The following is a 24298-nucleotide window of genomic DNA, read 5'->3' on the forward strand; positions in this document are numbered from 1 at the left end:
CCTGATCCAAACGAGAGGCCCCACCGGCAACGCTCGGCAACGTGACGGGGCCCGTACCGCCGGTCGGCGGTGCGGGCCCCGTCACGCGCGATCAGTCGAGGTAGCCGCGGAGTTGGTCGGCGTGGGCGTGGTCCCGCAGCTTGTTGAGGGTCTTGGACTCGATCTGGCGGATGCGTTCGCGGGTCACGCCGAAGATCCTGCCGATCTCCTCGAGTGTGCGGGGCCGGCCGTCGGCCAGCCCGTAGCGCAGCTGGACCACCTTCCGCTCGCGCTCGTTGAGGGTGGAGAGCACCGCTTCCAGGTGCTCGCGCAGCAGCAGGAACGCGGCGGACTCGACCGGGGACGCGGCGTCGCCGTCCTCGATCAGGTCGCCGAGGGCGACATCGTCCTCCTCGCCGACCGGGGCGTGCAGCGAGACGGGTTCCTGGGCGAGCCGCAGGACTTCGCCGACCCGCTCCGGGGTGAGGTCGAGCTGGTCGGCGACCTCCTCGGGCGTCGGCTCGTAGCCGCGCTCCTGGAGCATCCGGCGCTGGACGCGTACGACCCGGTTGATCAGCTCGACGACATGGACCGGGACCCGTATGGTCCGCGCCTGGTCGGCGAGGGCGCGGGACATGGCCTGACGGATCCACCAGGTCGCGTACGTCGAGAACTTGTAGCCCCGGGCGTAGTCGAACTTCTCGACCGCCCTGATCAGTCCGAGGTTTCCCTCCTGGACCAGATCGAGCATGGTCAGCCCGCGGCCGACATAGCGTTTGGCGACGGAGACGACGAGGCGGAGGTTGGCCTCGATGAGACGGCGCTTCGCCATCCGCCCCATGACCACCAGCCGGTCGAGGTCGACGGCCAGCCGGCTGTCCGGATCCGGGGTGCTCGCAAGCCGTTCCTCGGCGAAGAGTCCGGCCTCGACCCGGCGGGCGAGCTCCACCTCGTCGGCGGCGGTGAGCAGCGGGATCCGGCCGATCTCCCGCAGATACTGACGGAAGAGATCGGAGGACGGGCCGACGGTCTCCGGGCGGCCCCTCGGCTCCGGGGGTTCGGGCACCTCCGGCGGCTCCTCCACGAGTGCCTCGGGTGGGTCGGACGGTGTCTGCGGCTCCACCGCGGCCTCCGGATGGTGCACGGCCCGGTGCTGCGCGGGGATGGCCGAGACATGCTCGGTTTTGGTCACGGTCCGGGTCTGCACGGGGGCGACCTCCAGGTGATCGCTGCCGGATCGCGGGGGATGGTGGACCACCGTTCGGTGGGCCGGCCGCGCTCCGATGACTCAGGCACCGCCCCCCAGTGTGGGGGAAGACGCATCGCCGCCACGAGGGGCGTGCGGGGACTTTCTGAGTCCGGTCCGTGACCGACCGGTTACGCGGACGGGGCCGGGGACGGGCGTCAGCATCCGGCCGGTCCGGCGATCCAGGACAGCACAGCGGGCGGCCGAGGGCCTCGCTTCAGAGCGCGTCGGCGCCGCTGTTGCGCAGGGACTGGGCGTACTGCTGGAGGACCCAGACCTCGTTCTGCGCGGCTGCCAGATGGTCCGGGGCCACATTGCTGCCGAGACGGGCGAGGCTGCCCTGGACGTCGTTGATCCGGCGGTCGACGGCGCGCAGGCGGACCTTGACCAGATGCTCGCCTGCGTACGCCTCGTCGATGGACTTGCCGTGGAAGACCTCGACCGCCAACTCGGTGACCAGTTTGCGCACCGTGTCGTCGGGGGTCGCGTCGAGCACCTGGACGAGGTACTCGCGGGTGTCGGGGACGCCCAGCTCTGCGCCGCCCGCCTCCGCGATGCACTGGCGGACCGCGGCATACGGCGGGGCGGTGAACTCGTCCACCCCGTAGGCGTCGAAGGCCGGGGAGACCAGGGCGGGCCGCTGCAGGGCGAGCTTGAGCAGCTCGCGCTCGGTGCGGTGTGCCGGGCTGCGGAGGTTGAGCGCGGGGCCGGAGGGGGCGGCGGGGGCCTGGACCTGCTGGGGCCCGGCGCCGGGGCGGGAAGAGGCCGGCTGCGGTCCTCGCCGGTCGCCCCGCCCGCGGGCCCACTGGGCGAGCTGGTTGACCCGGTGCACGACGTACTCCTGGTCCAGGATGCCGACGAAGCCGGCCAGCTGGACGGCGACCTCGCGCTGCACACTGCCCGTCTTGATCTTGGCGACGACGGGCGCCGCCTCGTCGAGCGCGGCGGCGCGGCCCGCCGGGGTCTCCAGGTCGTACCGGCCGACGATCTGGCGGAGCGCGAACTCGAAGAGCGGGGTGCGGGGTTCGACCAGATCGCGGACGGCCTCGTCGCCCTTGGCCAGGCGCAGATCGCACGGGTCCATGTTGTCCGGGGCGATCGCGATGTACGTTTCGGCGGCGAACTTCTGGTCGTCCTCGAAAGCGCGCAGCGCGGCCTTCTGCCCGGCCGCGTCACCGTCGAAGGTGAAGATCACCCGGGCGCTGCCGTTGTCCATCAGGAGGCGGCGCAGGATCTTGATGTGGTCGCCGCCGAAGGCCGTACCGCAGGTGGCGATGGCGGTGGTGACCCCGGCGAGATGGCAGGCCATCACGTCGGTGTAGCCCTCGACGACCACGGCCCGGCTGGCCTTCGCGATGTCCTTCTTCGCCAGGTCGATGCCGTAGAGCACCTGGGACTTCTTGTAGATCGCGGTCTCGGGGGTGTTGAGGTACTTCGGCCCGTTGTCGTCGTCGCGCAGTTTGCGGGCGCCGAAGCCGACGACCTCGCCGGAGGTGTCGCTGATCGGCCACATCAGCCGGCCGCGGAAGCGGTCGATCGGGCCGCGCCTGCCGTCCTGGGAGAGGCCGGAGGCGATCAGCTCCTTGTCGCTGAAGCCCTTACCGCGCAGATAGCGGGTGAGGTGGTCCCAGCCCGCGGGGCTGTAGCCGACGCCGAAATGGCCGGCCGCCGCCTGGTCGAAGCCGCGCTCGGCAAGGAACTTCCGGCCGATCTCGGCCTCGGGGCTGTCCAGTTGCTCCACGTAGAACCGGGCGGCCACCTTGTGCGCCTCGACCAGTCGGATACGCTCACCGCGCTGGTGGGAGGGGTTGTACCCGCCCTCCTCGTACCGCAGGGTGATGCCCGCCTTGGCGGCGAGCCGCTCGACCGTCTCGGAGAACGAGAGATGGTCGATCTTCATCACGAAGGCGATCGTGTCGCCGCCCTCCTGGCAGCCGAAGCAGTGGAAGAGACCCTTGCTCGGGCTGACCTGGAAGGAGGGGGACTTCTCGTCGTGGAACGGGCAGAGGCCTTTGAGGTTGCCACCGCCCGCGTTGCGCAGCTGGAGATACTCGGAAACGACGGCGTCGATCGGGACCGCGTCCCGTACCGCCTTCACATCGTCGTCATTGATCCTGCCTGCCACGGGTGAAGTCTACGGGTGGGGTACGACAGCCGTGCCGCGCGCCGATGTGATCCGTGGAACCCGGCGGGGCGCGGCCCGGCTCCGTTCAGGTCAGGGAGGTCAGTGGTACCGACGGGTCCGCCAGTGCGTCGGGGTCGATCTGCCGACCGGACCGGACCAGCTCCTGCACGGCGTCGGTGACCTCCCACACGTTGACGTTCATCCCGGCCAGCACCTTGCGGTCCTTCAGCCAGAAGGCGATGAACTCGCGCTTCCCCGCGTCGCCGCGGATGACCACCTGGTCGTAACTGCCCGGCGGCGCCCAGCCCGAGTATTCGAGGCCGAGGTCGTACTGGTCGGAGAAGAAGTACGGCACCCGGTCGTAGCTGACCTCCTGGCCGAGCATGGCGCGGGCCGCGGCCGGGCCGCTGTTCAGCGCGTTCGCCCAGTGCTCCACGCGCAGCCGGGCGCCGAGCAGCGGATGGGCCACGTTGGCGACGTCCCCGGCGGCGAAGATGTGCGGGTCACAGGTGCGCAGCGAGGCGTCGACGGCGATGCCGCCGCCGTCCTTGCGTGCGGCCATGGCGAGCCCCGCGGCTTCGGCGAGACCGGTGCGGGGGGCGGCACCGATCGCGGCGAGCACGTCGTGGGCGGGGTACTCCTCGCCGTCGTCGGTGCGGACCGCGAGGACGAGGCCGTCCTGGCCGATGATCTCGGTGAGGCGGACACCGAAGTGGAAGCGGACACCGTGGTCGCTGTGCAGATCGGTGAAGATCTGGCCCAGTTCGGGGCCGACGACGTGGTGCAACGGGGTCGGCTCCGGTTCGACAACGGTGACTTCGGCGCCGTACTCGCGCGCGGCCGCCGCGACCTCCAGACCGATCCAGCCGGCCCCGGCGATCACCAGATGGCCGTTGTCGCGGCCGAGGGAGGTCAGCACGTTGCGCAGCCGGTCGGCGTGGGCGAGGCGGCGCAGATGGTGGACACCGGCCAGGTCCGTACCCGGAATGGGGAGGCGGCGCGGCTCGGCCCCGGTGGCGAGCAGCAGCTTGTCGTAGTGGACGACGGTGCCGTCGCCGAGCTGTACGGAGCGGCCCTCCCGGTCGAGGACGGTGACGGGCTGGCCCAGATGGAGCTCGATGTCGGCGCCCGCGTACCAGGCCGTCTCGTGGACGAAGACGCTGTCCCGTTCCTCCTTGCCGGACAGATAGCCCTTGGAGAGCGGCGGCCGTTCGTACGGATGGTCGCGTTCATCGCCGAGAAGGATCACCCGGCCGCTGAAACCCTCCGCCCGGAGCGTCTCGGCCGCCTTCGCTCCTGCCAGTCCTCCGCCGACGATGACGAACGTCCGATGTGCGTCGACCACGTGATGCCTCCTCGGTGCTTGCTGCGCGGGGCCCGACTGCGAGCGTCCCGCACGCAGCGTGATGGCGAAAGAGGGTGTACACCGATCAGGTCACACCCAGTGGTCACGGGCAGGCACGCGGATGAGGCCGTGGGCGGTGACCGCCGGGCGTACGCGGTCGTGATCCGGCCTCGCGGTCGGGAGCTGCGGTCAGCGGCGGCGTGCCGTGAAGGACGCGTGCAGGGAACGCGCCGAGGCGTCGGTCAGGGCGGCGATCTGGTCGACGAGGACCCGCTTGCGGGCCCTGTCCCCGGAGGCGGCGTCGAACAGTGCCCGGAACTGCGGCTCCAGCCCCTCCGGGGCGCGTGCGGTCAGCGCGGCGGCCAGTTCCGCGATGACGATCCGCTGGTCCGCGCGGATCGCCTCCTGCTCGGCGCGCTGCATGACGTACCGGTCGGCGACCGCCTTGAGGACGGCGCACTCGTTGCGTGCCTCGCGGGGGACGACGAGCTCGGCCGCGTACCGGATCAGTCGGCCCGTCCCGTACGTCTGCCGGGTGCCGGTCTCGGCCGCGAGGCAGAACCGGCCGATCAACTGGCTCGTGGCATCCTTCAGCCGGGCCTGGGCCACGGCGGATCCGTCGTAGCCGTGCGGCCACCAGTCCTGGGCGATGAGCCGGTCCAGGGCGTCGGCCAGCTCGGCGGGGTCGGTGTCCGCCGGGACGTAGCGGCCGATGGCGACCGCCCAGATCGCGTTCCGCTCGGGCTCGGCATAGAGACAGTCGGGGTCGATGTGCCCGGCGTGCAGCCCGTCCTCGAAGTCGTGCACCGAGTACGCGACATCGTCGGACCAGTCCATGACCTGGGCCTCGAAGCACTTACGGTCCTTCGGGGCGCCGTGCCGGGCCCACTCGAAGACGGGCAGGTCGTCCTCGTACACCCCGAATTTCGGCGAGTCGGGATCGGTGGGGTGCCCGCCGCGCGGCCACGGGTACTTGGTGGCGGCGTCCAGAGCGGCACGGGTCAGGTTGAGTCCGACGCTGACCAGCTCGCCGGTGCGGGTGTCGGGCACGAACCGCTTCGGTTCGAGCCGGGTCAGCAGGCGCAGCGACTGGGCGTTCCCCTCGAAGCCTCCGCAGTCCGACGCGAAGTCGTTGAGCGCCTGCTCCCCGTTGTGTCCGAACGGCGGGTGGCCCAGGTCGTGGGCCAGGCAGGCCGTCTCGACCAGATCGGGGTCGCAGCCGAGCGCCGCCCCGAGCTCGCGGCCGACCTGGGCGCATTCCAGGGAGTGGGTGAGCCGGGTCCGCGGGCTGGCGTCCCAGACGTGGCTGCGGGTGCCGGGGGTGACGACCTGGGTCTTCCCGGCGAGCCGGCGTAGTGCGGCGGAGTGCAGGACCCGGGCCCGGTCACGCTGGAACGCGGTACGCCCGGGCCGTTTGTCCGGCTCGGTGTCCCAGCGCTCGGCGTCGGCGGCGCGGTAGGGGGCCGTGCCGTGGTCCTGAGTGCCATGGTCCTGAGTGCCATGGGTGCACCGGGTGCCATGGGTGCACTGGGATTCCTGCGTACCGTCCATGGTTCCGACAGTAAACGGCCGGACCGACAGGACGGCTCAGGCGGATGCGCGCCGATCGGCCGGGGCGCGCACCAAGGGTGCAGGGGCGAGGTTGCCGCACCGTTGCGCGGGAGTGACGGCTGCTCACCGGAGGAGTCGCGTCGAAACGGAGCGATCGGAAACGGTAACGAATTCAATGAAATCAGGAGAAGGAGAACCCTTTCTCCCCGTTGGTCGTCCGATCATGTGGAACAGCGTGGACGGGGCAGGAACAGGGGGGACACCCATGCGGGAGAAGCAGCCGGGACGGCTGAGGCGGCTCGGGCGGTTTCGGCCGCGGTGGCCGCGGACGCGGCGCGGGCAGCGGCGGGCCGTGCAGGGGGTGATGGTCGCCTGCGTGGTGGCGCTGGCGCCCGCGACCTGGACGTACTCCGTCGCCGACGCCCGGGTCAGGACGACCGCGGACGCGCCCGCGCAGCAGGTCGCCGTGGTGTTCGGGGCCGGGCTCTGGAAGGGCAGGCCGTCGCCGTATCTCGCGAACCGGCTCAAGACCGCCGCCGAGCTGTACCGGGACGGGAAGGTGAAGGTCGTGCTCGTGACCGGTGACAACAGCCGCAAGGAGTACGACGAACCGGACGCCATGCGTACGTATCTCAGGGCGCAGGGCGTGCCGGACAAGCGGATCGTGAGCGACTTCGCCGGGTTCGACACCTGGGACTCGTGCGTCCGGGCGAAGAAGATCTTCGGGGTCGACCGCGCGGTGCTGGTGAGCCAGGGGTTCCACATCCGGCGGGCGATCGCACTGTGCCGGACCGCGGGGATCGACGCGTACGGCGTCGGAGTCGACGCCGTACACGATGCGACCTGGTACTACGGCGGGACGCGGGAGGTGTTCGCGGCGGGGAAGGCGGCGCTGGACGCCGTGTTCAAGCCGGACCCGCACTTCCTGGGCCCCGAGGAGCCCGGGATCGGGGAGGCCCTGGCGGCGGACGAGCGTTGAGGGTGGATGCGCCCGGGGCGGGTGCCGGTTCTGTGAGCCCCTCTAAAGAGGGGTGACCGGGGCGGTCTCGGCCGAGACCCAGTCGAGGTAGCGGGCGTTGCCCCTTACCACCGGGACCGCGATGACCTCGGGTGTTTCGTAGTCGTGCGCCGCCAGGAGATGGGCCTCCAGTTCGTCGTACCGCTCGGCCGTCGTCTTGAACAGCAGTTGCCACTCCTCGGTGGTCTCGATGGCGTTCTGCCAACGGTAGACCGAGGTGACGGGCGCGGAGATCTGTACGCAGGCGGCGAGTCGCGCCTCCACCGCGCCCTGCGCCAGGGAGTGGGCCTTCTCCTCGCTGTCGGTCGTGGTCAGTACGGTCAGCCATGCCGGCGGCGTCGTCACCTTCGGGCTCCTCGGTGTCGGTCACTGGGTCACTGGAGGTCCTTCGATTGTCGGGGGCATCGCGGCGCGGCGCAGTGCCCGGTGTCAGACGCCGTACGGACGGACGGCCTTGGCGTCGCGCAGCGCGCGTCCCCACCAGACCAGCTGGTCGAGCAGGGACTTGGCCGCCGCGTCGCAGCCCGAGGGGTCACGGTGCCTGCCCTCGCCGTCGAACAGGGCGCCCGCGTTGTGGAACGACACGGTTTCGCGGATGCCGACGGTGTGCAGCTCCGCGAAGACCTGCCTGAGGTGCTCGACGGCGCGCAGGCCGCCGGAGACTCCGCCGTACGAGACGAAGGCGACGGGTTTGGCCTGCCACTCGGCGTGATGCCAGTCGATGAGGTTCTTCAGCGGCGCCGGGTAGGAGTGGTTGTACTCGGGGGTGACGACGACGAAGGCCTCGGCCGCCGCCAGCCTGGGCGACACGGCCGCCAGTCGGGCCAGCGCTTCGGCGTCGGGCCGGTGGGAGAGGGCGCTCGGGAGGTCGAGTTCCGCGATGTCGATCAGATCGGTCTCGATGCCGGCGTGACCGGCGGTGCGCGAGAGGAACCAGCCGGAGACGACGGGGGCGAACCGTCCCTCGCGATTGCTGGCGAGGATGACCGCGACCTTCAGGGGCGCGGCGGAGGCAGTAGTGGCTGCGGGTGCTGTGGTGAGGTCCATGCGGCGAGGTTCATATGTCAACCATGGTTGAGGTCAAGCCCGGTCCGCCGGGGCCGTCATCGCCCGTCGCGGCATACGGTGGGCCGCATGACGACGCCCCCGCCCGCGCCCTTCCCGTACGCCGAGTTCAACGGGCACCCGGCCACCGAGGCGGATCTGCGGATTCCCGCCTTCCTCGACTACGGCCATTTCACGGCCATGCAGGTCAGGGACGGAAAGGTGCGCGGCCTCGCCCTGCATCTGGCCCGGCTGGACTCGGCGAACCAGGAGCTGTTCGAACACGCACTGGACGGGGAACGGATCCGCGAGCTGATCCGGCACGCCCTGGACAGTGCTGGGGTAACGGACGCCTCGACCCGGGTGTACGGCTTTCTGCCGCCGGGCGATACGGAGACGACCGTCATGGTCACGGTGCGCGGGCCGGCGCGGAAGTCCACCGAGCCGCACGGCCTGATGTCCGTCCCGTTCGCCCGGACCGTGCCGCACATCAAGCGTCCCGGCGAGTTCGGCCCGACGTACTACGCGCGGCTCGCCGCACGCGCGGGTTTCGACGAGGCTCTGCTGACCCTGCCGGACGGCGCGGTGACGGAGGGGGCGATCACCAACGTCGGCTTCTGGGACGGCACTTCGGTCGTCTGGCCCGCCGCCCCTTCCCTGCTCGGCATCACCATGGCGCTGCTGGAACAGCATTTGCCCGGCGCGGGGCTGGAGTCCGTACGGCGTCCGGTGACGCTGGACGGGCTGGCCGGGTACCGTTCGGCGTTCCTCACCAACTCGCAGGGCATCGCGCCGGTCCGGCGGATCGACGACACCGAGTTCACGGTGGACGAGGAACTGATGAAGCGCATCGGGCAGGCCTATGACAGCACGCCGTGGGACACGATCTGAGAGCCTGATGCCCCCGCCCGAGAACGCCGCACGGTCCCGAGAAACGCCGTGTCGCAGGGCGTCCGGCACGCAACCGCCCCCACCGGAACCAGGGGGGATGGGGCCGGTGGGGGCGGCGGCCGGGGGCGGCCCGGTGCACCGTCCCGTGGGGGGTGTCAGGCGTGTGCCCAACCTCCACAAAGTCATGCATGTGATGTGCGCCACTTTCCTCCGCGATGACGTCACCCGATCGGCACCGGACGACGAGAGGCCGGTCACGCCCACTTCGATCACGGCTGTGACCTGCACACATGCATCTTGGCAAGGATGCCGCGCCGGGCCGTTCGAGTGAAAGCTGACTTGGTGTCAGCAGGCATGGGCGGTGGCCGGCCCGTTAGCTCGTGGTCAGGACACACCTACTCGCGCCATTGCCGGAGGAACCCCCATGCGTCCTGCCCGCCTAGTGACCGGTACCGCCGTTTCCGCGGTCACCATAGCCACGCTCGGCCTCTTCGCCGCCGGGTCCCCCGCGTACGCGGGGGATTCCGGCACGCTGCGGGTCGGCTCGGCGGCCGCGCCACGAACCAACGGCGGCCCGGATGCGCAGGGCGGCGACGAGGACAACGGGGACAACCCGCCCGGGTCCGGGCGCGACACCCCCCTCGGCCTCAATGTCCCCTCACTGCTCGACTCCGTCGGCGGGCTCAACGCCTTCTCCGGGCTCAACACCCCATCCAGGGACGAGGGCTCGAACGAGCGCGGGAGCGGGAACCGGAACCCGTCCGAGGACCAGGGCTCGGGCAGGCACAACAGCTCGTCCGGACGCGACAACTCATCATCGGGGCGCGACAACTCATCCGGGCGCGACAACTCGTCCGGGCGCGACAACTCATCCGGGCACGACAACTCGTCATCCGGACGCGACAACTCATCCGGGCGCGACAACTCGTCGTCCGGACGTGACGACTCATCCGTGTCCACCGGCCCCAGCGGGCACGTCAAAACAGGCGTCGGCGGCAGTGTCCGGTCCGACACCTCCCAGATCGCGGCGGGCGCCGGCGTACTCGCCGCGGCCGCCGTCGGCGGAGCCTGGCTCCTGCGTCGCCGGGCGAGCGGCACGCAGGAAGCCGGCTGACGGAGACGGATTCACGTCTCCGTACCGCCAGGTTCCCGTCCCGGTGGCCGCGCGACCACCGGGACGGGACTGCTCCCGTCCCCGTACCCCTCCCGTCCGCGTTTCGTCACCCGGAGGACGACCGTGTCCCAGAAGGCCAAGGGCTGGCTGCTGGTCATCGCGGCGATGGCCGGTGTCTGGCTGATCCGGCACGGCGCCGGCACCCAGCTGGTCCCGCCCCAGCCGACCACCGCGCAGGCCTTCGCCGCGGGCCCCGAGCCGCAGCCGGGGTCTCCCCTCGCCGAACCGCTGAAGCCCTCGGCGCCCGTGCGCATCCGGATCCCGAGCATCCGGGTGGACGCCCCGATGATGCGGCTGGGGCTCGGGGCCGACGGCAGTCTCGACGTGCCGCCGGCCGGGGACCGTAACGTCGTCGGCTGGTACCGGGACGGCACTCCCCCGGGCTCCAAGGGCAGCGCGATCGTCGCCGGCCATGTCGACAACGCGCAGGGCCGGTCGGTCTTCTACGACCTGGGCACCCTGCAGAAGGGCAGCACGGTCGAGGTGGTCCGCCAGGACGGACATACCGCCGTCTTCTCCCTCGACGGGATCGAGGTCTACGAGAGCGACGACTTCCCGGACGAGCGGGTGTACGGAGCCTCCCCCTACGCCTCGCTGCGGCTGATCACCTGCGGCGGCGGTTTTTCGAAGGCCACGGGTTACCAGGGCAATGTGGTGGCGTACGCGCACCTCACCGCAGTGCGGTGAACCCGGCACGCCCGGAGCGCGTCGTTCACGCCGTCCACTGGTCGAACCCCAGCTTCGCGACCAGTGAGAACACCACGACCAGCAGGACGCCGCGGACGAACTCGCTGCCCTTCCTGAGCGCCATCCGCGCCCCGATCAGCCCGCCCGCCAGGTTGAAGACCGCCATCAGCGCGGCCAGTTGCCACAACACGCTGCCCTGGTACGCGAACATGGCCAGCGCCCCGGCGTTGGTGCAGACGTTGACGATCTTGGCGGTGGCCGACGCCGTCACCAGATCGAGGTGGAGCACCGCGGTCAGCGCCAGGACGAGGAACGTTCCGGTGCCGGGGCCGAACAGCCCGTCGTAGAAGCCGATCCCGCCGCCGACGAGCACGATCGCGGTGACGGTGCGGGCCCGGGTGACCTGGTGCCGCGTACCGTCGTCCACCGTCTTGCCGAACGAGGGACGCAGCATCACGAACGCCGCCACCGCCAGCAGCACGACCATGATCACCGGGCGCAGCACCTCGCTGCTGATCCCGGCGGCGAAGAACGCCCCGGCCATCGATCCGGCCAGCGCCGCGAGCCCGATCCGCAGGGCCGTCCCGACCTTGACCGGCGCCTTGCGTGCATAGGTCACGGCGGCGCCCGTCGTACCGACGATCGCGACCGCCTTGTTGGTGCCGAGTACCTGCGCGGCCGGGACATGGGGCAGTCCCAGCAACAGGGCGGGCAGCAGGAGCAGTCCACCGCCGCCGACCACCGCGTCGATCCAGCCCGCCGCGGCTGCCGCGAGGCAGAGGATGACCAGTGTGGTGAGTGCTATGTCAGGCATGATCGCGACCCTAAGGACGCGATACGTGCCCCGTCCAACCGGTCCCGCCGCCCTCGGGCAGCCGGGCCGGCCCGACGGCCGCGAAGCCGGGCCGGGCCGATCACGCCCAGATCCGCGCCCGCCCGCATTCCGGGTGCGTCCATACCGGCTGCACCGCATCGAGTGCCCTGCCGCCGACGGACAGGGTGCGGGTACTCAACCCGATGTGGACCTCGGGTTCGGCGGTGACGTCGATCGCCACGTCACACAGGAAGCACACCACCGGGTCGCCCGCGGCCGCTGACTTCTCCGCGTGCAGCGGCAGCCCCGCCATCTCCTCCGCGCTCAGCAGCTGGTCGGCGCCCGCGCCCATCAGGTAGGCGGTGGCGCCCGCCCCGGTGTAGCGGCGCAGCTCATCAGCGTCCTGTCCGGGTCCGGCCTCCGCGTCTTCGGTCGGCGCGGACCCTTCGGCCTCCGGGCGCGGCGGCGCGGCGGCCGCCCACATGTCCAGGGTGTCCTCCAGCAGAGACTCCAGGCCCTCCGCGCTCAGGGCCTCCACCATCGCGAGGACCTCGCTGCCGTCACCGCTGAGTCCGCTCTCCCGGGCCACCGGGTGGAAGCGCTCGGTGGTGGGGGAGCACACGAATCCCGGAGAGGGCAGCAGGGCGTAGATGCTGCCGGCGAGGCTGGCGATGACGAGCCGGTCGCCGCTCAGGACCTTGTCCGCGAGGCTGGCCTGGCAGGGCTTGCACTGCTCGATGCACGCGCCGATCAGCGCGGACGCGGTACGCATGTCCGCCTGCCGGTCGACGCCGAACCCGGCACCGTCGACAGGGTCGATCGCGGGCCCCTGGTGACGGTGTGCGGTGCCCGACTGGGCGGAGGTGTAGGAGGCGCCGGTGGCGTTCTTCCGCGTGCGGGCGCGGTCCCGCTGGGCGTGGCTCTTGCGGCGGCGGTTCTTCTGGTTCTTCGGCACAGCTCACTCATTTCGGCGCGGCACGGCCCCATGACCCGGCGCGCACGATGAGCAGCGCACGGCGGAGGTGGTCGTCCAAGACGACGACGGTGAAGGAACTCGTGCGCTGGCGCGCTGCCGGAGACCGGCGAGCTGACCAGGTCCCAAAGGACCCTGGCACCTTTGCCCCGTGCCCCTCCGGTCATGGGCCGAAGAAGCGGGCTTGGGCCTACGCGATGTCACCCCGGGACGTGTGCCACGACAGGCGCGGCACCATCCACCAGGCGTACCACGACGGGATGGAGGACTAGCTCGGCACACTCGGCATGGTCCGCCCGTTGCGCGATCCAGACGCGCCGGGGCTGGACGAGGACGACGACGGGGGCGGGCAGGGCTAGGGGTGGCCGACCAGGGCGGTGATGAGCTTGCGGGCCCTCGCCTTGGTCAGCCGCTTCGCGGCCGTCGCGCAACGCTGACGGGGGGGCGCGCGGCTCGATGTCGCTGCCCTTGATCACCTTGGCGAACTCTGCATCGAACCGCTCCTTGCCGACCTTGTCCGCGAGCGTGGTCAGATACTTCACCTGCGCGGCTGTGGCCGGCTCTATCTTCGCCTTCTCGGCGCGAGCGCGCCGCGGAGCGTAGATCCGTTCGTTCTCCGCCTTGCGGGCCGCCTCCGACTCCGGGCTGCGGCAGGTGATGTGCACGCTCTCGTACCAGGTCTGGGTACCGGGCTTGCCGGTCACGGCCTCCCACAGGGCGTCCGCCGTCAGCTTCTCCTCGTCGACGCCCTCGGTCAGGCCGGGACCGACGAGCCCGTAGTAGCCGGTCCTGCCCCGGGGGATCACCGTGAACCCTGCCGGGATGGCATGGGCTTCGAGCCAGTCCTGTCCGCACCCGCAGTGCCGGGCGTGATACCCGGCCCACTTCCGCTCCAGCGGCTCGTACACCAGCCGATCGCCGTAGAACTTCGGATCTCTCGCGAACCCAGACACGCGCCGCAGTGTCCCACCGCCGGGCCTGTCAGGACAGCACGCCGTCAACCCCGGTGGACGCGGGTGGCCCGATCAGGCCGCTCCTTACCTGTCGCCCAACCGTGGCCCTGCTCGGCGGCGTCCGGGGATTTCACCCGCTCGATGCAGTTCGCCGCCTCCCCGGGCGCGTTAGTCCCTGTGTCCGCGCCCGACGCCTGTAGGGGAGAACGCCCGTGGCGAGCCGCAAGCCCGCGAAGAGGATGCCGATGGGCAGAGGACTTCTTGACCTGCGGGAGGCGCGGGTCCTCCCCCTGAGGCAGCTGCGGCCACCCGGTGCGCTGTACCGGTCGTGGTTCTTCCTCCCGACCGGCATGAACCCGGACGTCCCCGAGTCGTGGGGACTGTTCGGCCTGGACGGCGCGGCAAGACCCGCCGCGGTGTTGAAGCTCCACGAACTGGCTCCGTTCTACGGAGGCGAGATCCCTGAAGCGGCCCTGCGTGTCGATGAGTACATCTCGGCCCTCAACATCCCCGTGCGCCGGCGCGACGGCCGGGCAGCCCCGACGCCGCTGAAGAACTTCGTGGCGTCCGTCGAGTCGAGGGCCGCCACCAAGACCGAACTGGCGCCTTCCCGGGACTCGGTGCACCGCCTCCACGCCAAGGGCATGTTCGTCCTTGGTGATGACCTGGCCGCGCGGATTAGCGTCACGCAACCGCGGACACCATCGGACGCCTGGTCGTTCCGCGACGGCCAGGAGGTCGGCTCCCGGCAGGTGCACCGCCCGGGGCACGAGGGGACCCCGCCGAACGCGGGCCGACTCGGCAAGTTGGGTATCCCACCCGATCTCCCCGCCGACCTCCGCGATCTACTCGTCTCCCTGGGCCAGGAGTACCGGGAAGCCCTGGGCAGGTCCGAAGATCCGACAGCCGTCGTCGAGCGCGACATCCGCAAGGCAGCCGCGCTCGCGCGGTGGGCGGCCGAGCCGTCCGCCACCGAGAAGGTCAAGGCCGCAGCCCGCGCCGCGGAAACGCTCGCCGAAACAGGCCGCCGACGGCTCCGCAAGATCCACTCCAAGCCGGCCAGTGACGGCGAAGCGAGATCGTCATCCGCACCCACGGTGCAAGCCTGATGACCTGTGACAGTGAAGATTGATCCATTGCCACCGAAGTTTGACCGGTGTCGGTGCTACTCGCTGAGCATGTCGGCATTTCTACGAGACTTCGATGCTCTGCGGGACAGGTGCGCGAGCAGCTGGCCCACGCCGACGGCAACGTAGAGCACGACCAGAACCCCGAGTGCGAGGTCGAGCCAGTCATAGGTCGCGCCCCTGAAGAGCGAGGCCCACGCCCTGTACCCCGCGACGGATCCGGCAACCACCAGCAGCACCGACGCCGAGGCATACAGCGCCTTCGCGGCCCTGGGCCGCCGCTCTTTGAGCAGTTCACCACCCGCACCGAGCGCTACCAGCGCGGCGAAGGCATGGTGCGGCTCCAGATGCCCCGTCCCGATCGCGTCCACGATGTTGATCAGAACGCCGATCGACCCGACGACCAGGACACCTTGGGATATACGGCGGCTCATCAACCCTCGCCTTGCAGTCAAACTTCGTTGGCAATGAATCAATCTTCGCTGTCGTCGGATACCTGACGATCAGCCGGAACAGCCATGGCGTCGCCTGTCAGCAAACGAAGGCGAGCTCAAGCGGTCAGCGCATCACCGCTGTTCAGAAGGTCAGCGTAGACCTCCGCCGGAGTGCGGAACCCGTGGGTCTTGCGGGGCCGGTGGTTGAGCTCGTGGGCGATGGCGTCCAGGTCGGCCTGGCTGAACGTGCGGAGGTCCGCTCCCTTGGGGAGGTACTGCCGTAGCAGCCGGTTGGTGTTCTCGTTGGTGCCGCGCTGCCACGGGCTGCGCGGCTTGCAGAGGTAGATCGGCATCCCGGTCTCGGCGGTGATGGCCTGGTGCTCGGCTATCTCCCGGCCCCTGTCCCAGGTGAGTGTTCGTCGTAGCTGGGGCGGGATGTCGAGGAGACTCCTGGTGAGGTGTGGAGTGACCTGCTCAGCCTTGATGCCGTCGGGCAGCGCAACGATGGCCGTGTAGCGGCTGGTGCGCTCGACGAGCGTTGCAACGGCCGAGGGCCGGGTGCCCATCACGAGTCGGGTAGCGGGGACGCATTGCTGCGCCCCCGCCCCCTCAGAACCGTGCAAGCAGCTGTTCGCCGCACACGGCTCAAGCAAGCCCCAAGGGCTCGCGGTCAGGAGAAGGTGCGGGGCTTGTCGGATCGGCGGCTCCATTCCGCCGTTGACAGTGGGTGTGAAGGAGACGGATTCGTTGATCGCCCGGTGAGGCCCCTCCTGGGAAGGCGACGTACTGCTTGGAGATCGCCTTCCTGAGGACGGCCCGCCACGCTTCCCATTCCTGCGGGCTTCGCGGCGGGTGATCGGCGTGCAGCAGGAGCCCTCCGCAGATCGGGCAGCGACCCTGTTGCGCCTGAAGCAGGCGCACGGTCATACCGTCGACCGGCGGGGGCGGCCCTTTGCGACGCCGCTCGGCCCAGTACGACTCCAGCGCCGGGTCGTCCGGGGACGCCCTGCCCTTGACCAACTGGTGCCGGACGATTTTCGTCCAGGAGAACTTGAGCAGATAGGCGCCGCTGACGCGGTCGCCGAACACCCACCGGTCCCTCCTGGCCTTGTTGAACCGGCCGAAGTACTTGTCGGATATCCAGTGCTTCGGCTTGTTCGGGTGGCTGTGTTTTGCCCACTTGTAAGCGAGCTTCCACATGTGATTGTCCAGCGCGGTGAACACCTCGCTGGACACCACCGTCCGGTAGTAGGCAGACCAGCCCCGAACGATCGGGTTGATCTTCTTGAGCACCGCACCAGCGTTTGCCCCTCGCAGGGCCAGCATCTCGGCACTCAGCCGTTCCCGGATCCGTCGTTGCGCCGCTGTACTCGGCTTGATCAGCAACTTGCCGTGATAGCGGCGGACGTTGAACCCCAGGAAGTCGAACCCGCTCTCCGCGTGGACGATGCGTGTCTTGTCCTCGTGGAAGGCGAGCCCCCTGGGCGTCAGCCATGCAGCCAGCCGTTCCTTGACCTGTTCGGCCTGCTCACGACTGGTGCACATCGCGACAAAATCGTCTGCGTATCTCACCAGCACCGGGCTCCCGCTCTGCGCGCTTCCAGCGTCTCGGCCGGTTGTGTAGTAGCGGACGCCTGCGGCTTCCTCCATTCCATGCAGGGCCACGTTGAAGAGCAGTGGGCTGATCACTCCGCCTTGCGGAGTTCCGGCCTCGGTCGGGGCGAACCGGCCTCGGTCCACGGCTCCGGCCTTGAGCCATTGCCGGACCAGTCCCCGGGCGGGGAAGGTGCCGAGCGCGGCCATGAGCCGGTCGTGGTCGATACGGTCGAACGCCGCCGTCAGGTCCGCGTCGAGCACCCAGACACGCTGCGGGTTCTTCCCGTTGAGCGTGGAATAGATGGCCCCTATCGCGTCGTGACAGCCACGGCCGGGCCGGAAGCCGTACGACTTCGGCTCGAACCGCGCCTCCCACTCGGGTTCCAGTGCGCCCAGTGCCACGGCTTGCAGGCACCGGTCGACGATCACGGGAATCCCGAGCCCGCGCTTCTTCGTGGTCCCCGGTTTGGGGATGAACACCCGCTTGACGGGCTTGGGGATCCACGGCCGGGCGCGGTGCTGAACCCAGTCGGCCAACATGGCCTTGGACGGGGACATCAGCACCACCTTCCCGTCGACTCCCGCCGTCGCGCGTCCCGCGTTGATCTCCGTGACCCGCCGCACGCTCAGGAGCGTGTTGGACCGGGAACGGAGCATCAGCTTCTGCAAGTTGCGGACCTTCTTCAGGTCCCCTGCCTGCGACGCCGTGAAGATCCTCTGCCGCAGACGCCGTACGTCCTCCTCGACCCGGCGCCAGTCGATCGACGCCCAGTCCAGGTCTTCGTCCTCGGGTCCGTTCACCGTCGCGGCAGCGGCCGGAACGGCCAAGGCCACTCCGTCCGTGTCCGTCATGGCGTCCAACTTGTCCCTCGGTTCCGTCGTCTTTGTCCAGTGAGTCCGCACAGGCTCACCTGGCCCACGTCAGCACCCTTTCGGGTCCGGGCAGTGCACCCGTATCCGGACGGTTATGCGGGGCGACCGGCGGAGAGGCCGGTCATGCTGCCCCGATTTCCCGTTTCCTTTCGGCTTCCGGCATTGGCTTCTTGGGCCATCCTGTTCCCGCTGGGGAGTTGAGCCTTCCTCACGGTCGGCCGACCGGGCCACGAAGGCCCGGACCCCAACGGGGTTTTCACGTTCCACACGAATGAGATACGACCGGGGTGGGTGCTCCCTTTACCCCGAGGCGGCGGTGTCCACCTGGCCAGAGTGACCTCTGCCGGCCAGCGCCTGCCGCTTCTCAACGGCCAGCCTTGCACCCCACTGCAACCTTCCATCGGCGGGGCTTGGGATCACGAGGCATCATCGGGAGTTCACTTGTCTTCACCCGTCCGGTCTTCCCCTTGCCGGTAACTCCCGGATGGAACAGGAGCCCTTGGGCTTCCCCCTGAGCTCCGCACCACGCCGTTACCGGCATCGCACGTCAGAGGCGGGGACGGGCCATACGGACACGGACCCGTGACTGCACCTACGGCATCAGCCGCCCCTCCAATCGGTCAGTCCACTCAAATTCGTGCGGCTTCGTGTCGCACGGTCGCCCTCCCAGTGGCCGGGGACCTTGCGGTCCTCGACTGCCGTACTCGTGCTGGCCGACGCGGATGCGGCTGGTCGGATTCTTGAAGATGGTGCCGCTCTTCTTCGCTCGGCCGAACAGCGACCGCAGCACGATGAGCGTGTGCCGTCGCTGGCTGCCGTGGAGGGCATCGAGCTGGGTGAGGACGTCGTCGCGCGTCACCTCGCGCAGATGGCCGTAGGGGGCAGACCACTCCAGCAGGACGGGACGGATCCGGTTGAGGTAGCCCCAGACCGTGGCCTCGTCGCGGGGCTGGGACCTGGGGCCACCGTCGTGCAGGAGGCGGGCCCAGTGCTCCACGTCGCGGCGGATTCCGGGGGCGATGCCTTCGAGCTTGCGCTCCAGCCACTGCTCGAACGACGGCGTCCGGTCGTCGTGGAAGACGCCGATGTCGGCGAGTACTTCCACTGTGCGTTGAACGCTGAGCCCGCGGGATCGCAGGGCCGGGAAGATCTCAGAGTGCCGCACGACTTCTCCGCTGACATGGCCGGACAGCACGATGACCAGGGCTCGGCCGACGTCGAGGCGGACACCGCGAGGCCAGCCGTGCGCTTCACCGAGTCGATGTGCGGTATGCCGGGCCCAGGCCAGCCACGGGTTGTCGAGCCGGGCATGTTCCTGGCGATTGAACCGGGTGAAATCTCGGCGCGCCTCGAACAGCGGTGGCTGGAGCCAGCCGCCCACCGGCCGGTGGGCGGGGGCTGGGTCGGGGTGGCGCGGGCGACCCCGACGTCGTCCCTGCTTACCTCTGGGAGGGCCGGGCTGACGCAGACGATGGAGGTTGGTGAAAAACAGTTGATGATGCTGAATCTTCTCCAAGTAGGGTTCGAGTACAGTGACTTGCCCCCTGGCGTCCTGGCTTGCCTGATGCCAGCACAGACGGCAGTACCCCTTCTTCAACCGCACTGTTCGCCGGCAGCCGCTGCATTCGGCAGGCTCCTCGTTGCGGCGGAAACTCTCGCATGCGCCGCAGGCACGGCCGGGCAGCACGCCCCAGCCGAAGCAGGTCGGGCAACTGGCTGGCGGTTTGCACTTGCCCGCCGGCAGAACGTAGGCCATCACATCGGTGGCAGAGACCGGCCGTCGCGGCGACGCGGCACCACCACCGGGGCCGGACCAGCCGCAACGGCGGCCTGCTGGCCGGTCTCCTCGCCGGGGCGCCGGACTTTCTCCGGCTCGGGGATCAGCAGATCGCTGATCCCGCAGCCGAGGGCGACGCAGATGACGTCCAGGTCCTCCAGCTTGAGTGAGACGGGCTGGCCGGACCACAGTCCGGACATTTTCCCGGCCGAGATCACCAGGCCGTGCTCGGCCAGGCTCCGCTGGAGCTCGGAGGCTTTCCAGACGCCCCTGTTCGCGGCGGTCAGCCGTAGGTTCCACCTCATCGGACCAGTCCTTCCAGCCGCTTCGCGGCCCGTTCCGTCCCAGCGGCCCAGGCATCTTCAACCCGGGTCTGCTGGACGTGGATGTATCGCATGGTCGTGGCGATCCAGGAGTGCCCCAAAACCTCCTGGATTGCGAGCAAGTCAAGCCCGTTTCCGTAGAGTTGGGACGCACAAAAGTGCCGCAGGACGTGCGGCGTCAGTCTCTCGCCCCACCCCGGCAGGTGCGCTTTGGCCGCGTCCTTGAGCCCGCTGCGCAGAGCGTCGTCGCCCACCCGGCGGGAGGAGCCATCGGCGCTCTTGCGCTCGGAGGGAAATAGCGGGGCACCAGGGCGTGTGTGGTCGTCGTCGAACTGGCCCCAGACGTCCTCGATGAACCATCGAAGCGTCCGGTCGGCGCCGTTGATCAGCGGCACCATCCGCTCACGCGGCCCCGATCCGCGGGCGCCCTTGCCATGGCGGACGTGGAGTTTACCGAAGCGGCCCAAGTCCCACTTGATGTCGGCCAGGTCGAGCTTGCATGCCTCGCTCACCCGCAGGCCGACCTGGGACATCAGCTTCGAGGCGGTGTAGTTCCTGGCGGTAGGGGCGAACTTGCGGCACGTCGCCAGCTCGCCGCCCCAGCCGGTGAACAGCGTCCCGACCTCCGGCTCGCTCGGCGGGATCCGCAGCTGGGCGTCCTTGGCCCCACGCGGCCGGTTCATCTCGTCGACCGGGCACTCGACGACCCGGCCGGTCATCCGGTGGAGCTCGACCTTGTGCCGCAGCTCCAGGAACATGAAGTACGTCGTCAGCGCCTGCGACCGGGCCAGCCGGGTGCCGCTGGGCGAGTTCCGCAGCACCTTCCCGAAGTACGCGTCCGCGTCAGCGGGCTCCATGTCCCACAGGGGCCGGCCGAACCAGGACCTGATCTGGTCCAGGTGCCCGACGTCCCCACGGATCGTTCCGTCCGCCAGGCCAGCCGAGGCCCGCGCAAGGACGAACCCGGACAGTACGTCGGTCTCGAACCGCTCCAGCTCCTCCGCCGACGCGGGTGCCCAGTGCTCACGCAGGTCCCGTACGACTGCCAGCGCCGCCAACCCGAGCCTCCTCGCCTTCGGCCCGACTGCGGATCGGTCGGACGAGGTGAGAACGCTTCAAGAAACCCGAAGTTACGTCACAAGGTCACAGAGCACCTGAAGGAGGAAGAACCTCCTGGCCGCGAGGCCAGAGACTCGGCGAGGCTCAGAAGAACTCACGGGATGTCGCACACTCCAGCGGTATGCACGCCCTGTCCAACATTGATATGGGAGATCTCAACAGCGAGCGGAACTACCGCCGTTGGATCGCCTACGGCCGCTCGAAGACCGCCAATCTGCTCTTCGTCCACGAGTTGGCGCGGCGCCTCTCGTCCGCCGGTTGCGATGTGGTGGCCGCCGCGGCGCACCCTGGTTACGCGGCGACCAATCTGCAGACGGCGGGCGTCCGGATGGAGAACCGCAAAGCGGCGGACCTGGCGTTCCGGCTCGGCAACCGGCTCGTCGCGCAGCCCGCGTCGTCCGGTGCGCTGCCCACCCTGTACGCGGCCACCGCGCCCGGCGTGGGTCCCGACTCGTTCACCGGCCCGAGGCTGCTGGGCCGGCGCGGTGCGCCGGCCCCGTCCTGGCGGGCGGGCTGGACGCTGAACGATATGGCGAGCGAGCGGCTCTGGGTGGCGTCCGAGCAGCTCACAGGGGTGACGTATCCGGTGCTCACGGCCTCAGAGCCTGTCGGGTGACCTCCGAGGCCCGGATACGCCACCGCTCATCGGCGCATTCAGGACTGCTGCCCCTCGACGGCGGCCGGGTCCATCCACATGACCTCCCAGATGTGGTGGTTGGGGTCCTGGAAGGAGCGGCCGTACATGTGGCCGTAGTCCACCGGCTCGTTGGCGGGCGATCCTCCGGAGGCGAGGGCGGTGTTGACCAGCTCGTCCACCTTCTCGCGGCTCTCGGCGCTGAGGGCGAGGATGACCTCGGTGGACTTCGAGGAGTCGGCGATCTCCTTCTTGGTGAACTCCTTGAAGCGGGGCTCCGTGAGGAGCATGGCGAAGATGGTGTCGCTGATGACGAGACACGCGGTGTTCTCGTCGCTGAACTGCGGGTTGCAGGAGAAGCCGAGCTTGCCGAAGAAGGCCTTGGTCGTCTCAAGGTCCTTGACCGGCAGGTTCACGAAGATCATCTGAGGCATGGCCGTTCCGTTCTCTCTGGTGTTCGAACGTGTTACGACAGATAGACGGCGGGGCGGCGCGGAACTCATCGGTACCGGCGAGGAAATTTTCCGCCCGCGGGGTCGGGACAGGGCGAGCGGCGCGCCGCCCCGGAGCAGCGATCCGCCCAGCGGGGTCAGCGTGTGCAGGACCGAGCTGCCGTGCCGCAGCGTGTGGATCAGGCCCGCCTCGCGCAGCACGCAGGCGTGCGGGCTGGCCGAGGCGAGGGAGGCTCCTGCCCGGCGGGCGAGTTCACTGGTCGTGCAGCCGATGCCGATGGCGCGCAGGACCGTCGAGCGGGTCTGACCGAGGAGCCGGCCGAGCCAGGGGCCCGGTTCGGCGTAGACCGGGGCGCGGGAGTGGGTGCTGTCGGCGGCTTCACGCGGGTGGGAACGGGGGTTCTGGGGCCGAATGGGTGACCTTGGCGGCTGGTGCTCGTTGGGCTGGGTAGTGGGTATCCGGTCCCGTGGGAGGGGGTGTTGTGGTGAGTGGTGTGCGGGAGCTGGCGCCACCGTTCGTGGTGCACGGGCCGTGCGGGGTGGCGATCCGGGACCGTCTCAAGCACCTCACTCCCCAGGACGAGAAGGTTCTGTGTGCGGTCGGTGAGCACCAGGGCCGTCTCGCTTCCCGTGACCTCAGGGCCCGTTGTACGGACGGCCTGGAGCACAGCAAGGAGACCTGGGCGTCGCGCAAGCGGAACCTGACCGCACAGTCGTCGTCGTGGATCGCCGGTGCGATCACCAAATCCACACACGATCAATGGGCGCTCGCACGCCGTAGCCAGGCAGCACACATCCAGACACTGGAAGCCGGGATCAGGACGCTGCGACACCGCCTGTCCCTCCCCATCCGGCAGAAGGGCACCAAGCGGGCAGCCGGTGGCTACCGATCCAAGGGCGAGTGGTTCCACAAGTCCCGCCGCCTCGCGGCGCTGGAAGCGCGGCACGCTGCCGCGGTCCGTGACCGGCAGGCCGGACGCGTCCGGGTCGTGCGGGGCGGCAAACGCCTCCTCAACACCCGCCACCACCTCACCCAGGCGGGGCTGACCGAAGAGCAGTGGCGGGAACGCTGGGAAGCGGAACGCTGGTTCATCGCCGCCGACGGCGAGTCCGGGAAACGGTTCGGGAACGAAACGATCCGCGTCACCTCGAACGGCGAAGTCAGCATCAAACTACCCGCCCCGCTCGCGCACCTGGCCAATGCCCGGCACGGCCGATACACCCTCACCTCGACCGTGGCGTTCGCGCACCGAGGCGTGGAGTGGGCCGACCGCATCGCCGCGAACCGGGCCGTCGCCTACCGCTTCCACCTCGACACCGACCGCGGCCGCTGGTACCTCACCGCATCCTGGCAACGCCCGGCCGTCCAGGCCATCCCGCTGGAGACCGCCCGCGCCCGGGGCGTGATCGGCGTCGACACCAACGCCGGACCACTTCGCCGCCTACCGGCTCGACCCACACGGCAACCCCACCGGCAACCCGCACCGCTTCCCTTACGACCTCTCCGGGACCGCCAGTCACCGCGACGCGCAGATCCGCCACGCCCTGACCCGCCTGATCACCTGGGCCAAGCAGGCCGATGTCGCTGCGATCGCCATCGAAGACCTCGACTTCACGACCGGGAAGACCCGCGAGAAACACGGCCGCAGGAAACGCTTCCGGCAGCTCATCTCCGGCATCCCGACCGGCAACCTCAAGGCCCGGCTGGTGTCCATGGCCGCGGAACAGGGCCTTGCAGTCGTCGCGGTCGACCCCGCCTACACCTCGGTGTGGGGTGTCCAGCACTGGCAGAAACCGCTGGCCACCCCGCACCGCAGAATGTCCCGTCACGATGCCGCCGGCATCGCGATCGGACGACGCGCCCTCGGACACCCGGTCCGGCGTCGGACGGCACCGCCCCCACACGACCGGAGTGATCGTGCGGGGCATCGGACCGCCCAGGCCCCACCAGGTACCCAAGGACGTGAGGGAACCCGCCCACCCGCAACGGACCACGCCCTCAGAGACGTGCCGCCGAACGGGATGCGAAAGCGGCAACCCAGCGCATCCAACACCGTTCGGGATGCGCCCAGCACGCATCAGTGGGCCCAGGACCCACTCATGCACACTGGCTAGGAACGGTACGAGTGAGCCGACGGCGGCTCCGGGGTCACGGGGCCGGGT

20 protein-coding genes and 3 pseudogenes are annotated in these 24298 nt (G+C 69.8%); 7 read left to right on the plus strand and 16 right to left on the minus strand.

Translation table 11 applies throughout. The features are described from left to right. Window positions 1-91: 91 nt before the first annotated feature. The 4 genes from ACZ7L9_RS03665 to ACZ7L9_RS03680 all read right to left on the minus strand — a co-directional run bounded on the left by ACZ7L9_RS03665 (window position 92) and on the right by ACZ7L9_RS03680 (window position 6246). Entirely contained in the window at window positions 92-1186 is a 1095-nt protein-coding gene (locus tag ACZ7L9_RS03665) for an RNA polymerase sigma factor (protein ID WP_471412190.1), read from the minus strand. Between the two features lie 256 nt (window positions 1187-1442). Further along, the gene (gene dnaG / locus ACZ7L9_RS03670; protein ID WP_471412192.1) at window positions 1443-3350 is read right to left on the minus strand and encodes a DNA primase; all 1908 of its coding nucleotides are present in this window, start codon (window positions 3348-3350) and stop codon (window positions 1443-1445) included. 85 nt (window positions 3351-3435) lie between these two features. Next, window positions 3436-4695 carry an NAD(P)/FAD-dependent oxidoreductase gene (locus ACZ7L9_RS03675; RefSeq protein ID WP_471412194.1) on the minus strand — a complete coding sequence of 420 codons (1260 nt, stop codon included), beginning with the start codon at window positions 4693-4695 and terminating at the stop codon, window positions 3436-3438. A 189-nt stretch (window positions 4696-4884) separates the two neighbouring features. Next, the gene (locus ACZ7L9_RS03680) at window positions 4885-6246 is read right to left on the minus strand and encodes a deoxyguanosinetriphosphate triphosphohydrolase (RefSeq protein ID WP_471412195.1); all 1362 of its coding nucleotides are present in this window, start codon (window positions 6244-6246) and stop codon (window positions 4885-4887) included. Between the two features lie 265 nt (window positions 6247-6511). Here ACZ7L9_RS03680 and ACZ7L9_RS03685 point away from each other — a divergent pair, with 265 nt between their 5' ends. Continuing rightward, window positions 6512-7225 (plus strand): SanA/YdcF family protein, encoded by a 714-nt coding sequence (locus tag ACZ7L9_RS03685; RefSeq protein WP_471412197.1) that lies wholly within the window; start codon window positions 6512-6514, stop codon window positions 7223-7225. Between the two features lie 42 nt (window positions 7226-7267). Here ACZ7L9_RS03685 and cutA read toward each other — a convergent pair whose 3' ends face one another. Both cutA and ACZ7L9_RS03695 read right to left on the minus strand, forming a co-directional pair. Continuing rightward, window positions 7268-7609: a divalent-cation tolerance protein CutA gene (gene cutA, locus ACZ7L9_RS03690; RefSeq protein ID WP_471412199.1), complete on the minus strand. Its 342-nt coding sequence runs from the start codon at window positions 7607-7609 to the stop codon at window positions 7268-7270. Window positions 7610-7693: 84 nt separating this feature from the next. Next, window positions 7694-8311: an NADPH-dependent FMN reductase gene (locus ACZ7L9_RS03695; RefSeq protein ID WP_471412201.1), complete on the minus strand. Its 618-nt coding sequence runs from the start codon at window positions 8309-8311 to the stop codon at window positions 7694-7696. An 87-nt stretch (window positions 8312-8398) separates the two neighbouring features. Between ACZ7L9_RS03695 and ACZ7L9_RS03700 the strand changes: the two genes are divergently transcribed. The 3 genes from ACZ7L9_RS03700 to ACZ7L9_RS03710 all read left to right on the plus strand — a co-directional run bounded on the left by ACZ7L9_RS03700 (window position 8399) and on the right by ACZ7L9_RS03710 (window position 11060). Beyond that, the gene (locus ACZ7L9_RS03700; protein WP_471412202.1) at window positions 8399-9199 is read left to right on the plus strand and encodes an aminotransferase class IV family protein; all 801 of its coding nucleotides are present in this window, start codon (window positions 8399-8401) and stop codon (window positions 9197-9199) included. A 424-nt stretch (window positions 9200-9623) separates the two neighbouring features. Next, the gene (locus ACZ7L9_RS03705; protein ID WP_471412204.1) at window positions 9624-10313 is read left to right on the plus strand and encodes a hypothetical protein; all 690 of its coding nucleotides are present in this window, start codon (window positions 9624-9626) and stop codon (window positions 10311-10313) included. Between the two features lie 165 nt (window positions 10314-10478). After that, window positions 10479-11060, plus strand: a complete 582-nt coding sequence (locus ACZ7L9_RS03710; protein WP_471412770.1) for a class F sortase — start codon at window positions 10479-10481, stop codon at window positions 11058-11060. Between the two features lie 25 nt (window positions 11061-11085). Here ACZ7L9_RS03710 and ACZ7L9_RS03715 read toward each other — a convergent pair whose 3' ends face one another. The 3 genes from ACZ7L9_RS03715 to ACZ7L9_RS03725 form a co-directional block, all read right to left on the minus strand. Beyond that, window positions 11086-11874 carry a sulfite exporter TauE/SafE family protein gene (locus ACZ7L9_RS03715; RefSeq protein WP_471412206.1) on the minus strand — a complete coding sequence of 263 codons (789 nt, stop codon included), beginning with the start codon at window positions 11872-11874 and terminating at the stop codon, window positions 11086-11088. A 100-nt stretch (window positions 11875-11974) separates the two neighbouring features. Next, window positions 11975-12829, minus strand: coding sequence for a hypothetical protein (locus tag ACZ7L9_RS03720; RefSeq protein ID WP_471412207.1), 855 nt, complete (start codon window positions 12827-12829; stop codon window positions 11975-11977). A gap of 218 nt (window positions 12830-13047) precedes the next feature. Further along, entirely contained in the window at window positions 13048-13800 is a 753-nt protein-coding gene (locus tag ACZ7L9_RS03725) for a hypothetical protein (protein ID WP_471412807.1), read from the minus strand. A 212-nt stretch (window positions 13801-14012) separates the two neighbouring features. Here ACZ7L9_RS03725 and ACZ7L9_RS03730 point away from each other — a divergent pair, with 212 nt between their 5' ends. Beyond that, the gene (locus ACZ7L9_RS03730; protein WP_471412209.1) at window positions 14013-14909 is read left to right on the plus strand and encodes a hypothetical protein; all 897 of its coding nucleotides are present in this window, start codon (window positions 14013-14015) and stop codon (window positions 14907-14909) included. Between the two features lie 56 nt (window positions 14910-14965). Here ACZ7L9_RS03730 and ACZ7L9_RS03735 read toward each other — a convergent pair whose 3' ends face one another. The 6 genes and pseudogenes from ACZ7L9_RS03735 to ACZ7L9_RS03760 form a co-directional block, all read right to left on the minus strand. Continuing rightward, window positions 14966-15361, minus strand: coding sequence for a hypothetical protein (locus ACZ7L9_RS03735; protein ID WP_471412210.1), 396 nt, complete (start codon window positions 15359-15361; stop codon window positions 14966-14968). Between the two features lie 116 nt (window positions 15362-15477). Continuing rightward, a pseudogene (locus tag ACZ7L9_RS03740) lies at window positions 15478-15933 on the minus strand (IS30 family transposase); the annotation flags it as partial. Between the two features lie 73 nt (window positions 15934-16006). Then, window positions 16007-17809: a group II intron reverse transcriptase/maturase gene (gene ltrA / locus ACZ7L9_RS03745; RefSeq protein WP_471412211.1), complete on the minus strand. Its 1803-nt coding sequence runs from the start codon at window positions 17807-17809 to the stop codon at window positions 16007-16009. A gap of 613 nt (window positions 17810-18422) precedes the next feature. Continuing rightward, a complete protein-coding gene (locus tag ACZ7L9_RS03750; RefSeq protein ID WP_471412213.1) occupies window positions 18423-19586 on the minus strand; it encodes a hypothetical protein in 1164 nt (387 codons plus the stop codon). Next, window positions 19586-19912: a helix-turn-helix domain-containing protein gene (locus ACZ7L9_RS03755; RefSeq protein WP_471412215.1), complete on the minus strand. Its 327-nt coding sequence runs from the start codon at window positions 19910-19912 to the stop codon at window positions 19586-19588. Before ACZ7L9_RS03755 ends, ACZ7L9_RS03750 begins: the two co-directional genes overlap by 1 nt. Continuing rightward, window positions 19909-20988, minus strand: a complete 1080-nt coding sequence (locus ACZ7L9_RS03760; RefSeq protein ID WP_471412217.1) for a tyrosine-type recombinase/integrase — start codon at window positions 20986-20988, stop codon at window positions 19909-19911. Before ACZ7L9_RS03760 ends, ACZ7L9_RS03755 begins: the two co-directional genes overlap by 4 nt. Window positions 20989-21143: 155 nt before the next feature. On the opposite strand from ACZ7L9_RS03760, the pseudogene ACZ7L9_RS03765 reads away from it, so the two are divergent. Continuing rightward, window positions 21144-21665 (plus strand): annotated as a pseudogene (locus ACZ7L9_RS03765) (SDR family NAD(P)-dependent oxidoreductase); the annotation flags it as partial. A gap of 38 nt (window positions 21666-21703) precedes the next feature. Here the strand turns inward: ACZ7L9_RS03765 and ACZ7L9_RS03770 are convergent. Beyond that, complete coding sequence (locus ACZ7L9_RS03770; protein ID WP_471412772.1) at window positions 21704-22117, minus strand: VOC family protein; 414 nt, start codon at window positions 22115-22117, stop codon at window positions 21704-21706. A 503-nt stretch (window positions 22118-22620) separates the two neighbouring features. Here ACZ7L9_RS03770 and ACZ7L9_RS03775 point away from each other — a divergent pair. Beyond that, window positions 22621-24250: pseudogene (locus ACZ7L9_RS03775) on the plus strand (IS200/IS605 family accessory protein TnpB-related protein). Window positions 24251-24298: the final 48 nt, after the last annotated feature.

This window comes from Streptomyces sp. NPDC111516 (assembly GCF_055635345.1).